Origin of the sequence: Shewanella sp. SR44-3, assembly GCF_014163735.1 — a bacterium.
Lineage (GTDB): Bacteria > Pseudomonadota > Gammaproteobacteria > Enterobacterales > Shewanellaceae > Shewanella.
In genome coordinates, this window is sequence record NZ_JACJDV010000005.1 from 14,816 (window position 1) to 29,492 (window position 14,677).

Consider the following 14,677-nt stretch of genomic DNA (forward strand, 5'->3'; position numbering starts at 1 on the left):
TTTTCTGCATTATTTTCTACATTGTTTTTAGCACTAGCTTTGATGCTGTACGCACAGTCGCACTGTGCTGCGCATAATGTTGGTTACTCAGGCTTTGCCATTGTGGTTGTCATTGCCATTAATGCTAAGGTAACGACTCAAGACTCCCGCCTAGTATGGGAATTAATTAAAGGAATAATCTCATGAATCTACGTTCAAAATTATTAGCCGTGGCCATTCTTGGCGGTATTGTTATCTACGGTCCCTCGTTTGAGGTGCAAAGTGACCTTTCTATATTTAGTGATGACTCAGAGCTTATTATGAGTGAAAAAAGGCTATCGCTCAGTGCTAGTGAGTTAAGCACCTTAAAGGCCGAAACCGGCGCGGGCAAGCTTGAAATCCAGGGAGTAGAAGGCTTAGCAGAGATTGAGCTGGTGGCGAATGTGTACGCCTATGACGACACAGAAATTGAGCTTAGTTTAAATAAAAACAGCGATCGCGCCGAGCTTATCGCTAAGGTAGTGACTGAGTACAATTTTGATCAATCGCCCTATATCGACCTGATGGTGCGCATGCCTGCGGCCATGGTACTAGACATTAAAGATGGCTCAGGTTCTATCAAGATTGACGCTATGATGGCGGATATCAAAATTCATGATGGTTCAGGCAGCATCGCCATCGATGGCGGCAAGGATCTTGCTATTACGGATGGCTCAGGCTCCATCAGCATAAAAGCCAATCAAGGTAATATAGCCTTGGTGGATGGCTCTGGCAGCATCAACCTTGAGAACGTCGGCGGTGATCTGGCTATTGAAGATGGCTCGGGTAGCATCAATATCAACAAAGCCGCTGGAAATGTGGCTATAAAAGATGGCTCTGGTGGTATAAATATCGAACATGTTCAAGGACTGGTGGTGATCAATGATGGCTCTGGCAGCATTAATGTGAAGCATGCTAAAGGGTTGACGGTTAAGAATGCCGGTTCTGGTAGCGTTAATTACTCCGATATTGATGGGCCTGTGAACCTATAAATTTAACGGTTTACACTTTTAAAAACGATGCCGAGCTTACTCCATAAGCTCGGCATTATTATTTTTGGGTTTTCAATAAGATTGTATTGATCCTAGTGCTTTTGCCTGTGACCATAGGGGTTAATGATTGGCACAATCAAAGAGATGAGTTTTATGGCTAAAAAGTATTATGTGGTCTGGTCTGGGCGTGAAACAGGTATTTTTACCAGTTGGGATCAGACTAAACGCTCGGTAGATAAGTTTCCTCAGGCTAAATACAAATCCTTCCCCACGGAAGCGCAAGCGAAAGCTGCATTTGCAAAATCGCCACAGGTGAGCATTGGCGTAGGGGCTAAAACTGTGCCCAAAAGTGCTTCATCAAGTAAAGGCAACAGGACCTCTGTCCACAATGAGCTTGAGAACCTTGATATTGTGCTTTATACCGATGGCGGCTGTGAGCCAAACCCAGGAAAAGCTGGTTCTGGACTGGCGCTTTACCATAAAGGCCAACTCAGTGAACTTTGGTATGGCTTATATCACCCCAACGGCACGAACAATACTGCTGAGTTGAATGCTCTTTACCAAGCCTTATTGATTGCCAAAACTAAGCTTAATGCAGGCCATAAGGTGCAGATTTTTAGTGATTCTCAATACAGCATTAAGTGCATCACTGAATGGGCCTATGGCTGGAAAGCCAAAGGTTGGAGCAGGAAGGGTGGCGAGATAGCCAATCTTGAGATCATAAAATTAGCTCACGAATTATTTGATGAACTTAAAACACGACTTGGACTTGAACATGTGGCCGCGCACGTGGGCATCGAAGGTAATGAGCTTGCAGACAGAATGTCGATTTTAGCCATCGAAGAGCAAACGTCCGCCTTTGTGAAATATGATAAGCCACTAGATTTAAACGAAATTTTAGCCCTAAGGGCTGGTTAACTTATTCTCAAGGGAGCTAATTATTCTCAAGGGAGTTAAGTAGAGCCGTTAATTCATCTAAGTGGGTGATGACTAAGTCAGCTTGAGCTTGATAGGCGCTCTCGCGGCCATGATTAATAAAACAGCTTTGCATCCCAGCATTAAAAGCTGCTTGAATATCATAAAGGTAATCACCAACATAGAGGATTGATTGCGGTTCAAGCTGCCAAAGGCTCGCGATGGCAAGTAACGCATCGGGAGCAGGCTTAGGCGGATAATCTTCACGGGTCAGCACCAGTTGGATTGGAATACGGTTATTTGACACCTTAAGTGCACTGGCGCTTTGGCTATTACGGGTGACGATTGCGCTAGGGAGTTGAGCTTTTTCTAAAGCGTCAAACAAGTCTGTCATTCCTGGCAGTGCTTGAGCACTAAGGGCATCTTGTTGCTCGTGCCAAGCAATGACATTGTTAGCATGAGCTTTTGTTTTTACGCAGGTTAATGTATCAACAAATACCAACACATCGAGCTGCTCAGGGCAGTTAATTTGTTGTCGAATGAGGCTGAAATCTAAGCTCGAGGTCACCAAAGTACCATCGAGATCGAAAATAATGCCTTTAAGTTTTATCATCTTGAGTTTTCAACTTTATTTCTATTATTAATTGATAAAAATGCTCGTTCAGCTTATGGGCAGAAAGGAAGCCCATGGCATAATACTTATGCACACTATTTTACACTCGAGATCACAAATATACTCAGGGATCGCAATCATGTTTGATCAGATTAAAATTCAATTATCTACCATCGACTGGACAGCAGTATCGACAGTTATTAGTTTTTTCATGCTTATCTTAACGGCCTTTATGTTAATGGGTCTTTATCAAGGTTCCAAGAATATTCGTGAGTCAACATTGTCACGGGATGCAGATATTCTGCGTTGGGCTATGTCGGATATGGATTTACTTAAGCCTAAAATTAGAGTGTTAACTGATGCCCATAAAAAACAACCTTATTGTGATTGTGCTGATGCTCATCTATTAGAATACGCCGTTCAGTGGACGGACGATGAACTCGCTGCCGCACAAGAGGTGAGCGTGAAATTACAGCGTATTGGCTACATGGCATTGCATAACCTTATTTCTAGAAATCATTTTATGAATATTTGGGGACCAATGTATTTATCAACTTGGTATGCGTTAGAGCCTTGGGTTAAACATAAAAGATTAGATTTAGAGGAGCCCATGACTTTGGCAGAAGGAGCATATTCAAGGATTTATTTAGAACAATTTGCGCTTTTTTGCGAGAGTAACATGCCATTAGTCTTGGTCAATAATGAACGTAAACGCTTTAATTTACCTTTGCTTGAAATTAAGAAAACCAATGGTATTACTCGATTCATAAATAAAAAGCTACACCAGAAAGAAAGACTAGATATTTAGACCTTTGTAGCGTGTTAACTCAGTAGGGATTTTCGTGATAAAAACAGACAACTCGTTGACAAAAAGTATGGATAGTTACCATGAGACAATACGCATTGCGAGCATTAATCTGTTTAACTTTATCGCGCCGCCAGATGCCTATTATGATTTTGAAAATATCTATAGCCATGAACAATGGGCGAAGAAGCTTGGCTGGTTTGAAGCGTTTTTTGAAGAAAACCAACCCGACATCATAGGGTTTCAAGAAGTGTTTAGCCCAGATGAACTGCAATCCTTAATGGCATCGCTAGGCTACCCCCATTTTGCGGTACTCGATACCCCTGAGCTTATGGGCGATTATGTGTATAAAAGCCCAGTCGTGGCACTGGCATCACGTTTTCCTATCGTGGAAATGGCATTAGTGCAAAGTGCGCCGCAATTATGTCAGCATATTGGGGTGGTGGCAGATTTTAGTTTTAGCCGTAAGCCGCTGCGTGCAACCATAGACTTACCACAAATTGGCCGCTGTGATGTGTATGTGGTGCACCTTAAATCTAAACGTAACGATCTTGGTCAAGGTCGTGAAGTTGAAACCGAGTTAGACGGCGGCGCCGATCTGATGGCGCGTCAAGCATTGGGGCGAGTGGCCTCTAATTTACAGCGGGCCACGGAAGCCGCATTATTGTTTCATCAAATCATGTTGCGCCGGCAAAACACCTCTTTGCCGATGGTATTGATGGGGGACTTTAACGACAGCCTATCAAGCTCAGCACTGGAAGCCTTTAGAGTTAATCCAAAACAAGTATACCGCGCTGATATTGAAGATAAAAAACTCAAGGCCATGTTTGAGGTGCAGCTCACTCAAGCGTTGAATCATTTTTGCTTGTTTGACAGTTATGACTTGTATCGCCATGGCGCCAAACTGAATCAAAATCTGCTACAAGATGAGTTTGAATCAAGCCTTCATGAAGATGATGAAGAAAATATCAGTTTAAGTCCAAGTTCCAGTTTAAGCCCCTGCCCAAATCAGTGGCAGCGTGCCTCGACCCATTATTTTGGTAATACAGGTTCTGTACTTGACTACATTTTAGTGTCCAGCGAATTTGATGCTAGTCAAAATGCCAGTCTGGGTGAGGTGATTGATTATCAAACTTTTGACCGTCACTTAGTGCGGCCAGATTATGAAAGAGACAAGATGAGTACCGACCATGCTCCAGTGATGATGACCTTGGCCGTGAGAGGCTAATCGATACTCTATAACGTCAGAGTGTTTAAATAAAATTGGAGAATGATTAATGAGCGGAATGACTGAGTTACCTCAATTATTGGCCTCAATGAAGCCTGAGCTTATGGAAGGGGAGTTTGTATTTTGCAGCGTGAAGGGAACGCTTGAAGCTTATATGTACTTAGCCCCTTTAGCGACATTTATAGAGGCCGAAGGCTTGACCTTAGTACTGACTAAAGCGGCGGCCAGTGAAGCGGGTTTAGCATTTGAACAATGCTTTAAGCAGCTAACATTAACCGTGCATTCGAGTTTAGATGCCGTAGGCTTAACCGCTGCAGTGGCCACTAAACTGACCTCAAAAGGTATTAGTGCTAATGTTATCGCCGCCTATTATCATGATCATATTTTTGTCCCAAGTCGCCAAGGTGAGCAAGCCTTGTTAGCACTTAAAGAGTTAACGGCTTAAAGCGCTTAATCTGTTAGCTGTCTCTAGTGATTTGATGGCATTAAGCATGGCCTGATGGTGCGGCGTCTGTAGGCCATGTTGTTGAGCACTTTGGCTGACATAACCATTGATCTGAGTTATCTCAGAGGGCCTATGATGGGCAATGTCTTGGTACATAGAGGAGTAATTCTGCGCTGTGAGGCTGATGACCTGATTCACTTTTTCAAGCAAGCTAGCAAATTCAAGTTCAACCCCTTGGGCCTTGGCAACTGGAATTAGCTCTAAAAGCAGCGCGCGAATAGTGTCTTGATGCTGAGGTGCAGCTAGCGCACCATTCTGGCACTGATGAATGGCGGTAAGTGGGTTAATGGCACAATTTATCGCCAGTTTTTGCCATAGACTGCTGATAATGTCATCTTGCCAATGGCTATTGGGTATCGCCTTAAGCAGTAATTGCCGATAGTTATCAGCCATAGGCTTGCCAAAACTGTGACCTAAGTGAGTTAGGCCGGCGCCTGTGTGCTTAACCTGCCATTGAGAGAGCCGCAGCGCACCTTGTGAGGTGGTCGCTAAACTTAAGCCTATATTGGGATATTGAGCTAGCATGGCGCTTAATGCTAAATGAGGCCCCATACCATTATGCAGTAATACAAGGTGACAATCGGCTCTGAGTATTGCTAGCAATGGCTTAATTAACTCGACCACTTGATAAGCTTTAGTGGTCACAATCAAGAGCCTGATATTAGCAAGCTGTTCCACCGTGACGGCTTCAATTGCTTGGCAGTGATACTGATGTGAGATCGTCGTATAGGCACTGACATTAGTATCGGCATTCGAAATAGGGTGGTAAGTCAGTGTTTGTAAGCCTGACTTGCTGCGAGTCAGTAACAGTATTTCGCTGCCCACAGAGCTGAGTTGATGGCATATCAATTGACCAACGGCACCGACGCCTAATAAAGCAATATGTGGCGCTTGAGACATATCCTCAATGGAGGAACTCATGGTTAGCTGTCTGACTCTTTGGCACTAGCGGCTTTACGACGGATACTGGCCTTGTATTTGTGCCTCAGCCAACTGATTATAAAGAAGGCGGCAATGCCGGCAAGATCTGCTGCCACATCACCCATAGACGCACTGCGGTAGGGTAAATGTGATTGAATCACTTCAATTAAGATGGCATAGCAGGCTAAAATCCCCACCATGGTAAACCAGCGCGGTTTAAATGCCAGATGGGTCAATATCGCCAAAGAGAAGAAACTGCCAAAATGACCCACCTTATCCATGTGGGCAAAAGATTGAGAATAATTAGGTTTTGAGAAGACCAAATAACTGATGACGATGACGGCAGCAGCTAATGCTAGCTTGAAAAATAATTTATACGTCATAGCGTCAACTATCTAAACAGCCTGTTAGCGAAAAAGTGTGCGCCAATCATAAAAAAACTACCGCCTAAAGTCACCTAAATACCGATAATTATTGTTTTATTCTTCAGCTAAGCTGCCACTTTTTCGTGACGATGGTAAACTTGAGCAAAATATCGAAGGAGCAACAGCTATGCCATCTATGGATATCGTTTCTGAAGTCAACGAAGAAGAATTACGTAACGCGGTCGAAAACTCTCGCAGAGAGTTAAGCAGTCGCTTCGATTTCAGGGGCAAAGACGCCGAGATAGATCACAAAGACTTTGTGGTTACCCTCAAGGCGGAAGATGATTTTCAATGCCGCCAATTGGTGGATATTTTGCGTATTCAGCTTAGTAAGCGCGATGTGGATCCTTCATCAATGGAAGTCGATGATAAAGCCGTCCACAGTGGTAAGACTTTTTCTTTAAAGGTCAGCTTTAAGCAAGGCATCGACAGCCTAGTCGCCAAGAAGCTCGTTAAGCAGATAAAAGACAGTAAGATTAAAGTTCAAGCTGCTATTCAGGGTGATACTGTGCGAGTGACAGGTAAAAAGCGTGATGACTTACAAGCTGTGATGCGCCTTGCTAAAGAATCTGAACTTGGGCAGCCATTTCAGTTTAATAACTTCAGAGACTGATAGCACTTTTCTTTAAATGAAAAAGGGCAAACTTAAGTTTGCCCTTTTTTGTTATTCAATTTCTGTCTTTGTTGCTAAAGGTTTGGCTTCCCCCCCCCTTCAGCTAAGCGGTTTCTCCTTTGCAATAATGCAATCAAAATGAGCACCGGAAGCCCAATGATACTGGCGGCGACAAAGAAATTAACGTAGCCGAAGGCATCCACATATTCTCCAGAAAACCCAGCAATAAATTTAGGGAACAGCAACATAATCGATGACAACAAGGCATATTGAGTGGCGCTGTAGCCTGAGCTTGTCAGGCTTGAAAGGTAAGCAATAAAAGCAGCTGTGGCGATGCCGGCACTGAAATTATCGATAGAAATGACTAAGGTTAACAAGCTGACGTCGTAACCCACTATGGCTTGCCAAGCGAACAGTAAATTGGTTAGCGCCACCAGTAAGGCACCTAAAAACAGGATTTTCATGGTGCCGTAGCGGGCTAATAGCATCCCACCAAACGCAGCGCCCACTAAAGTCATGATTAAACCATAAACTTTACTGACAAAGGCAATTTCTTCCTTGCTAAAGCCCATGTCCACATAGAAGACGTTAGCCATAATACCCATCACAATATCGGAAATACGATAGCATGAAATCAGTAATAAAATCAGTATGGCACTCTTGCCATAGCGTTTGAAAAAATCCAAAAATGGTAATACGCTGGCGGTGTAAACCCATGATAGAGTTGCCGCGATTGGTCTAGGGTATTTATCACTTAAGCGCTGCCTTAAGGCATCTTCTGTGGCATCGGCTTCCTTGGTATCAACAAGGGGCTCTCTGCTCAATAGCGTGGTTAATATACCAATACCCATAAGGCCCGCCATGATGGCGTAGGCGGTTTGCCATGCTTCCAAGTTGTAAGTGTCATCCCCAGGTTGCACCCAAGCGGCTATGGTAAGAGCACCGGCTGTAGCAACAATCATAGCGCTGCGATAACCCACTTGATAAGCCGCAGCTAAGGCCGCTTGCATTTTCTCTGGTGCGGACTCAATTCTAAAGGCATCAATAACAATATCTTGGGTGGCAGAAGCGAAAGCCAGCATCAGGGCAAACCAGACTAATTTATCTAAATCTTCCAAGGGATCACTGACTGACATACCTAATATCGCCAGTACCAGTAACAGTTGCGCAAACAGCATCCAGCCTCGGCGTCTGCCAAACCAGCGGGTCAATAAGGGCAATGACATTCTGTCCACTAAGGGGGACCAGACCCATTTGAAGGCATAGGCCAAGGCTATCCAACTGAAATAGCCAATAGCGGCCCTGTCAACACCTGCTTCTCTAAGCCAAAAGCTTAGGGTGGAAAAGACCAGCATCAGCGGTAAGCCGGCGGAGAACCCCAGCAAGAGTAAAGTCAGCACACGTTTATGATAATAAACACGCAAGGCATCGATTGAGGCGCTAAAAAACTGGTTCATAATTGAGTGTGCGAATGCGCTAAGGTAACAAGGCCCTTAGCTTAAGGGGGGACGAGAAATGGTTCAAGCTTTGAAATCGCTTAAGTCATGCTTATTATCTGAATTTGCGAGACAATAAAAAGGATATGCGCTGATAAACAGGCATATCCTAGATATCAACTCATTGGCGAGTAGGCTTTAGGGGCGAACTCCGACGCAGTTTTGCGGCATTTCACCACCAAGGTTGATGTAGTCACAACACTCGTTGACTTGCTGCCTAAGGTACTGATTACCACGGATCATCATTTCAGACCAAGTATCAAAACAATTTAACAGATGCCAGAACACTTTTTCAGTATCTGTCTCGGTTTGGGTTTGTAAAACTGTAAGCTGAGTGGATTTTGACTGGTGAGCATAATTAACGCATTGCCATTCTTCTAGTACATCCCACATATAGAGCTTAACTTCTTCATAATCTAGCTGGTTGTCTAGAAAAGCTTTGCCGTAGTAGGCAAGTTGTGGAGCTTTGGTTTCGATAAAATCATTGGGCGTTATCATGTCTACATCCTTGATAGTTGTTATTGTTTTAGGTGCAACAATAGTAAAGGTCTGTAAAACTCGAAACGGCGCATTCTAATGCTTATCGCTCATTTTGCTTTTACCTTGTTATGCCAGCAAAATTGCAAATGACTGAACAAGGCACTAACCCAATTGGGTTAAAGGATTCAAGCGTAACAAGAGTGCGTCTACTACGTGAGTATAACTGTTAATTGGAGTATTTACTCAAAAAACGGTCACTGGCTTTACTGAAATATAACTTCATACATAACAGTCGGATAACTTATCGTCCTTGTTATTCCACGGTTATAAATTGAACACTCAATTAATTTAGCTGAGTTTTAGTCCACTTGCAACAAAAGTTGAACAATTCTCATTAATCAATTTTAACGGGTTATTTATGCAGGAAAATTCGCTGTGTGCCTGGCATTGATGTTTGAAATGCGAGTAATAAAGCTAGCTCACTTTACCGCTGAAAAGGCGTGGTTAAAATGAGCCAAAGGTGTTAGTTACCGCCTAATCGTTAATATTGGTTATTGGCGAGGCAGCAGCTTTGCCCATTTCAATACAATTGGTGTCACAGGGACATCGGGCCAATTCAGCTTAGGATTTAATTGGGTTTCCACTAATGCCATGGCTTCAAGCACTTGCATACCTTCGATAACTTCACCAAACACTGCATACCCCCAGCGACGTTTAGAGGGGTCGAGTTTTTTATTATCGGCGACATTAAAGTAAAACTGGCTATTGGCAGAGTGAGGATCGTTATCTCGGGCCATGGCCAGAGTGCCAATGGAATTTGACAAGCCATTGCCTGATTCATTGACTATAAAATCCCGTGTCGGGATTTCAGCAAAATTTGGGGTTATGCCGCCACCTTGCACCACAAAATCAGCAATTACGCGGTGAAATAAGGTGTTGTTATATTCACCTTTCACCACGTAAGTGAGAAAATTATCCACAGTAATGGGTGCGCGAGTGCGATCAAGTTCGACCACAATTTTGCCCATGCTGGTTTCAAATTCGACCTTAGGGTACAAGGTATCTTGTTGAATATCCAAGGCTTGCGCATTCATGCTGAGTAACAGTGCAATGGCTAAACTTATCCATTTATACATGGCGTTAATCCTTTATTTTATTGCTGTAAAAACTGGTGTAATTCTGGATCGTTTAAGATTTGCTGATTCAACTCACCAAGTAACTTGTTAAATTCAAGTTCTAAGGTGGCAAAGTCTGGACTGAACGCGCCTTCGTTTGAACCTCTGATATTGTATTTTTTGGTTAAGGTCTTTTGCGCATTTTTAGCCAGCGCTGTGACAGTGATGCGGGTCTTGGTGTCATAACCAAACGTTGTGTCTATAACATCGCTTTGAAGGTGGGTGACCTGAAACTGCACTGAATTAGTGGCACTGGGATCAATTTGGTAGCCCGATTTTGTCATCCCTTGGCGATAAATTTGGTTTAACTGTCTGGCGATAGGCTCACCTAAAGATACCGTACGCATGACTTTTTCATCTTCAATAAAACGCACTACAGTGGCATCGCTGCGGCTATCAACTGTGTTTAGCATCAGTGATATTACTGAGTCTGTTTGCTGGCTCACTTGAGGTAAGGTTGGGTTTAGGGCGATATGAGTCGGGCCTTTACTGGCGCAAGCTGATAGCAATATTAGAGTAATAAATAGCGAAGTGATTGATTTCATAAGTTCTACTGAGTCGTGAAGAGTAGCACCAGAATACCAGAAATCTGCCAGCTTGCCAGTTTTGCCGACGCTAAATTAGCCGCTTTTTAGCTCAAGCTCTAAGGCTAAGGCTTTTGGGGGGGATCTTGTATTGATAAATCATTAATCAATGTTTTTAATCATGTTTTTTAAAAACATTCATCGTCATCAGCCGCTCTGAATCGCAATAAGATCATTGACATTTAGGGCTAATACTTTAAGTTATTGCCAAGTTGTTAAATCTTTACATGGACCTAAATATGCAACCCCTGTTACCACAGCTCGCCCCTGCTAATCTTATTAATGCCGAAGGACAGGCTCAGTATGGTCAGTTTGATGGTATTCCAGAGTCCCTTGGGGTTAAGCAGTTTGTCTATTTTGATGAGATGGACAAGCGGGCGTCATGGCTCAAAAAATATTTTGATTACAAGCAATTCCAATTCGTTAATATCATCACCCCTAGGTATATTATTGGGGTGGCTATCGCGGGGATCCGTTATGTGGGCAGCAGTTTTTGCTACCTCTATGATGTTGAAAAAAATCAATTAACCGAAATAAAATCTTTAAAGCCGTTCTCCATGGGCTACAAGATGGCGCCATCGCCAAAATTTGGCACCACTCACATCAAATTTGCTAAAAATCGCATTGAATTTAAAGTGCATGAAGGCCAATGGCAACTCAGCATCGACTCTGCTGATATTCAAGCCGAGCTTAGCCTGACACCACCTGCATTAAGCTTACCCATGAGCATGTGTACGCCAACGGCCTACAGTGGCTGGACTTACACTCAAAAGCACAATGCCTTGTCCGTTCACGGAAAATTGACCATTAAACACGAGCCGCAACCGCTTAATTTAGCCTTAGCCAGCTATGACTTTTCAGCCGGCTTTATGCGCCGAGAAACCAGTTGGCGCTGGGCCAGTATCAATGCGCAATTGCCACAAGGAAAGTTAGGGCTCAATTTGGCTGCAGGGGTTAATGAAACGGGCAATAGCGAAAACGTCATGTGGATCAATGGCGAGCGTCACTTCCTTGGCGCCGCTAACTTTGAATTTAACCGTCAGTTGAGTCCAGATTATTGGCAAATTAATACTTTGGATGGCAGAGTCGATTTAACCTTTAGGGCGCTAAATTGCCGTAAAGAGAAGATAAACCTCGGTTTTCTCAAGAGTAATTTCAGGCAAAATATTGGCTATTTCAGCGGCGATATCATTGATGGCAACGGCGTTAGATATCACTTAAGTAACCACTTAGGCCTTACCGAAGATCACTTTGCTAAGTGGTAATGGCCTTGAATGTAAGCCGAACCGAATTAAGGCAAAACAACCAAATTAACCAAGGCTCCCTAAATAATAACAACTATGGATAAAGATAATGGATTTTAGTTTTTCGGCCTTGGTCGAACACCCGGAATTACTGCTGCTGGCGCTGGCGCCAGTGTTTTTTGTGTGCATCTTATTTGAATGGTTGTGGGGGGACAGAGGCAATAAACTGCCTAATAGCGCTAAGTATCGCCCCGCGGAAGTGGCCTGTAATTTTGTATTAGCCGGCATGCACCAAGGCGCCGACTTACTCACAGGGCTACTCGTTGCCAGTGTGTACCTCAGCTTGTTTGATTGGCGATTATTCGATATAGACATGAATTGGCAGGCGTTTTTACTCTTGATGGTAGCGCAAGATTTTTGCTACTACTGGTTCCACCGTGCCAGTCATAGAATTCGCTGGATGTGGGCGGCCCACGTAGTGCACCACAGCTCTGAGAACATGAATTTTAGCACTGCCTTTAGGCAATCCTTAATGTATCCCTTAGCGGGTATGTGGGTATTTTGGTTGCCTTTAGTCGTTATTGGCTTTGACCCTAACTGGGTGATATTTGTGGTACTGCTGAACTTGGGTTTACAGTTCTTTGTCCACACCCAGGCAGTTAAATCCTTAGGGCCGCTTGAGTGGATAATCAATACACCGTCTCACCACAGGGTGCACCATGGCCGCAACCCGCAGTACATAGATAAAAACTATGCCGGCATTTTGATCATTTGGGATCGCTTGTTTGGCACCTATGAAAAAGAAGTCGAAACCGTGGAGTACGGCATCACTAAACCCGTAAATAGCTTCAACCCCATTAAAGTGACGTTTAGCGAATGGCGCGATATGTTCGCCGAAGCCTTCAGTGCTAACTTAAGCTTAAGCCGCCGCTTAAAAATATTATTCGCACCGCCCGCTACTCAGGATAGGCACTCACTAAATGGCTCTGCAAGCCGTCATGATGGGCAAGATAATGATGATGGCATCATCGCATCTGAAACCAAGCATCAGGCCTAAACTTAGTGCCAGAGGGTTGAGCCTAGGATGACAAGAATTACTCAAGATAAGGGGAGGAACAAGGCTTAGTGGATGATTAACCAGAATATTTCTTAGTATTTGATTAACTAAAGGGAGTGTTGCGAAGCAAAAACGGAAGAACTCTTTCTTCAATAACACTAATAAATCCTCAATAATCACTTAAATTTAGTATTCACTTAAATTTAGAAAATCGCGTTTAAAGGGGTTAGCCGTTAAGGAGTTTGCTATCAAATATTTACTCGTCCTGTGTTTACTTTTCTCGCCACTTAGCTTTGCGGGGAACATCTATGAACAATTCCCTGCTAAGGTTAATGCCAGCGAGAAATACGTATTTTATTCCCATGGTTTAATTGTTGAAGGCGATGACTCTACGCCCATTAGCCCGCTATTTGGCAAGTATGAATTCCCCAAAATTAAGCAAGCGCTAGCCGATGATGGTTATCACTTGATTGCCTACCACAGGCCGAAGAATACCGAGGTGAAGGCGTTTGCCAAGAAATTAGTTAGAGATGTGAATTTACTGATAGAAAAAGGCGTCAAGCCTGAGAATATCACCTTGCTGGGTTTCTCTCGTGGCGGCGTGATCACAATTAAGGCATCGCACTATCTTAAGTCTCCCAAGGTGCGTATTGGGCTGTTAGCGGCTTGCCCCAGAGACATTAAAGACGGCGCCGAGTTAAGATTATATGGCCACGTTTATTCTATGTTTGAAACCTCAGACAGTGTGAGGTCTTGCCAGTTCTTAATCGATCAAAGCCCACAGGTAACAAGCTTTAATGAAGTTTCCATTAGTACCGGCCAAGGTCATGGTGCATTTTATCGGCCGCGACCTGAATGGGTTGACCCAGTAAAAGCTTGGTTAAATCAGTCATTATTTGAATTCGGGAATTAACCATTTGCGCTAAAGCGATTTAAAGTCTGGCTTTATTGACAGTGTGGCTAGGTTGACTCGATTTAATATGGCTTTAAAGGGGGATTGCTCAAGAAAAGCCTTTATATCGGGTCTTGCTGTCTCATTAAAAATATCGCTATGGCGAAATTGCACATATTCGATGGCAATCGCTAAATATAAGTTTGCAAGAGTCGTCTTGAAATACCCCACCTTTTGCGTTGAGCTTAAATCGGTATTTAATTTATTAAGGCTGTGGGCTAGCCCGACTTTACCTCGCTCACTGAGTGGGTTCTCGGCGTCAACAAATCGCCCCAAAGCGACAGTGCGAAAGGCGGTTTCCATCATAGTTTTAGCCAGCCCCATGACTGCAACATCTTCTGCATTGTGATAATTGACTCCCACTAACCCAATGCTAACATTTGTGTCCGCTTTAGAGGCGGTATTAGCGCTCGCTGCCGTTGCGATTAAAAATTCACAGATGCAGATACTCTCGCTAAGCGCAGTACTTTCGGCTAATTCCAACACAGGAACAGTGCAAAAGGGATTCACTCGTCTGAGTTCATTGGGGGATTGCCATGGATCAACCCAGACCATATTAAGCTTGTTTGTGTTTGTTAGAAGCGCGGTCGCAAGTACTACGCGGGAAAATGGCGATGTTTCATTTAAGTATAAATTCATAGTTATTCCGTTAAC

The 14,677-nt window shown here is 43.6% G+C and carries 17 protein-coding genes; 9 read left to right on the top strand and 8 right to left on the bottom strand.

The window, feature by feature from the left end; all coding sequences use genetic code 11:
• The first annotated feature begins 182 nt into the window (after positions 1-182).
• The gene (locus tag H5073_RS04170) at positions 183-1,010 is read left to right on the top strand and encodes a hypothetical protein (RefSeq protein WP_182677296.1); all 828 of its coding nucleotides are present in this window, start codon (positions 183-185) and stop codon (positions 1,008-1,010) included.
• A 153-nt stretch (positions 1,011-1,163) separates the two neighbouring features.
• On the top strand, positions 1,164-1,928 hold the full coding sequence (locus tag H5073_RS04175; RefSeq protein ID WP_182677298.1) for a ribonuclease H family protein: 765 nt from the start codon (positions 1,164-1,166) through the stop codon (positions 1,926-1,928).
• 16 nt (positions 1,929-1,944) lie between these two features.
• On the opposite strand, the gene H5073_RS04180 is transcribed toward H5073_RS04175, so the two are convergent.
• Positions 1,945-2,538, bottom strand: a complete 594-nt coding sequence (locus H5073_RS04180) for an HAD family hydrolase (protein ID WP_182677300.1) — start codon at positions 2,536-2,538, stop codon at positions 1,945-1,947.
• A gap of 139 nt (positions 2,539-2,677) precedes the next feature.
• On the opposite strand from H5073_RS04180, the gene H5073_RS04185 reads away from it, so the two are divergent.
• The 3 genes from H5073_RS04185 (at position 2,678) to H5073_RS04195 (ending at position 5,016) form a co-directional block, all read left to right on the top strand.
• A complete protein-coding gene (locus H5073_RS04185; protein ID WP_182677302.1) occupies positions 2,678-3,346 on the top strand; it encodes a hypothetical protein in 669 nt (222 codons plus the stop codon).
• Positions 3,347-3,413: 67 nt separating this feature from the next.
• Complete coding sequence (locus tag H5073_RS04190) at positions 3,414-4,571, top strand: endonuclease/exonuclease/phosphatase family protein (protein WP_182677304.1); 1,158 nt, start codon at positions 3,414-3,416, stop codon at positions 4,569-4,571.
• A 49-nt stretch (positions 4,572-4,620) separates the two neighbouring features.
• Positions 4,621-5,016: an ACT domain-containing protein gene (locus H5073_RS04195; protein ID WP_182677306.1), complete on the top strand. Its 396-nt coding sequence runs from the start codon at positions 4,621-4,623 to the stop codon at positions 5,014-5,016.
• On the opposite strand, the gene H5073_RS04200 is transcribed toward H5073_RS04195, so the two are convergent.
• Together H5073_RS04200 and H5073_RS04205 are read right to left on the bottom strand one after the other, a co-directional pair.
• Complete coding sequence (locus H5073_RS04200; protein ID WP_259394817.1) at positions 5,005-5,997, bottom strand: ketopantoate reductase family protein; 993 nt, start codon at positions 5,995-5,997, stop codon at positions 5,005-5,007. The genes H5073_RS04195 and H5073_RS04200 overlap by 12 nt on opposite strands.
• Positions 5,998-5,999: 2 nt before the next feature.
• The gene (locus tag H5073_RS04205) at positions 6,000-6,380 is read right to left on the bottom strand and encodes a VanZ family protein (RefSeq protein WP_182677308.1); all 381 of its coding nucleotides are present in this window, start codon (positions 6,378-6,380) and stop codon (positions 6,000-6,002) included.
• Positions 6,381-6,549: 169 nt separating this feature from the next.
• Between H5073_RS04205 and H5073_RS04210 the strand changes: the two genes are divergently transcribed.
• Entirely contained in the window at positions 6,550-7,035 is a 486-nt protein-coding gene (locus H5073_RS04210) for a YajQ family cyclic di-GMP-binding protein (RefSeq protein WP_182677562.1), read from the top strand.
• A gap of 74 nt (positions 7,036-7,109) precedes the next feature.
• Here H5073_RS04210 and H5073_RS04215 read toward each other — a convergent pair whose 3' ends face one another.
• From H5073_RS04215 to H5073_RS04230, 4 genes are all read right to left on the bottom strand, one after another.
• Positions 7,110-8,492 carry an AmpG family muropeptide MFS transporter gene (locus H5073_RS04215; protein WP_182677310.1) on the bottom strand — a complete coding sequence of 461 codons (1,383 nt, stop codon included), beginning with the start codon at positions 8,490-8,492 and terminating at the stop codon, positions 7,110-7,112.
• Positions 8,493-8,669: 177 nt separating this feature from the next.
• Complete coding sequence (locus tag H5073_RS04220) at positions 8,670-9,026, bottom strand: hypothetical protein (RefSeq protein ID WP_182677563.1); 357 nt, start codon at positions 9,024-9,026, stop codon at positions 8,670-8,672.
• 536 nt (positions 9,027-9,562) lie between these two features.
• Complete coding sequence (locus H5073_RS04225) at positions 9,563-10,147, bottom strand: peptidylprolyl isomerase (protein WP_182677312.1); 585 nt, start codon at positions 10,145-10,147, stop codon at positions 9,563-9,565.
• A gap of 17 nt (positions 10,148-10,164) precedes the next feature.
• On the bottom strand, positions 10,165-10,731 hold the full coding sequence (locus H5073_RS04230; RefSeq protein ID WP_182677313.1) for a YajG family lipoprotein: 567 nt from the start codon (positions 10,729-10,731) through the stop codon (positions 10,165-10,167).
• Positions 10,732-11,009: 278 nt separating this feature from the next.
• Between H5073_RS04230 and H5073_RS04235 the strand changes: the two genes are divergently transcribed.
• From H5073_RS04235 to H5073_RS04245, 3 genes are all read left to right on the top strand, one after another.
• Positions 11,010-12,035 (top strand): DUF2804 domain-containing protein, encoded by a 1,026-nt coding sequence (locus H5073_RS04235; RefSeq protein WP_182677315.1) that lies wholly within the window; start codon positions 11,010-11,012, stop codon positions 12,033-12,035.
• Positions 12,036-12,123: 88 nt separating this feature from the next.
• On the top strand, positions 12,124-13,071 hold the full coding sequence (locus H5073_RS04240; protein WP_182677317.1) for a sterol desaturase family protein: 948 nt from the start codon (positions 12,124-12,126) through the stop codon (positions 13,069-13,071).
• A gap of 466 nt (positions 13,072-13,537) precedes the next feature.
• Positions 13,538-13,984, top strand: coding sequence for an alpha/beta hydrolase (locus H5073_RS04245; RefSeq protein ID WP_259394818.1), 447 nt, complete (start codon positions 13,538-13,540; stop codon positions 13,982-13,984).
• Between the two features lie 9 nt (positions 13,985-13,993).
• On the opposite strand, the gene H5073_RS04250 is transcribed toward H5073_RS04245, so the two are convergent.
• Positions 13,994-14,662 carry a glutathione S-transferase N-terminal domain-containing protein gene (locus tag H5073_RS04250; RefSeq protein ID WP_182677319.1) on the bottom strand — a complete coding sequence of 223 codons (669 nt, stop codon included), beginning with the start codon at positions 14,660-14,662 and terminating at the stop codon, positions 13,994-13,996.
• Positions 14,663-14,677 lie beyond the last annotated feature (15 nt).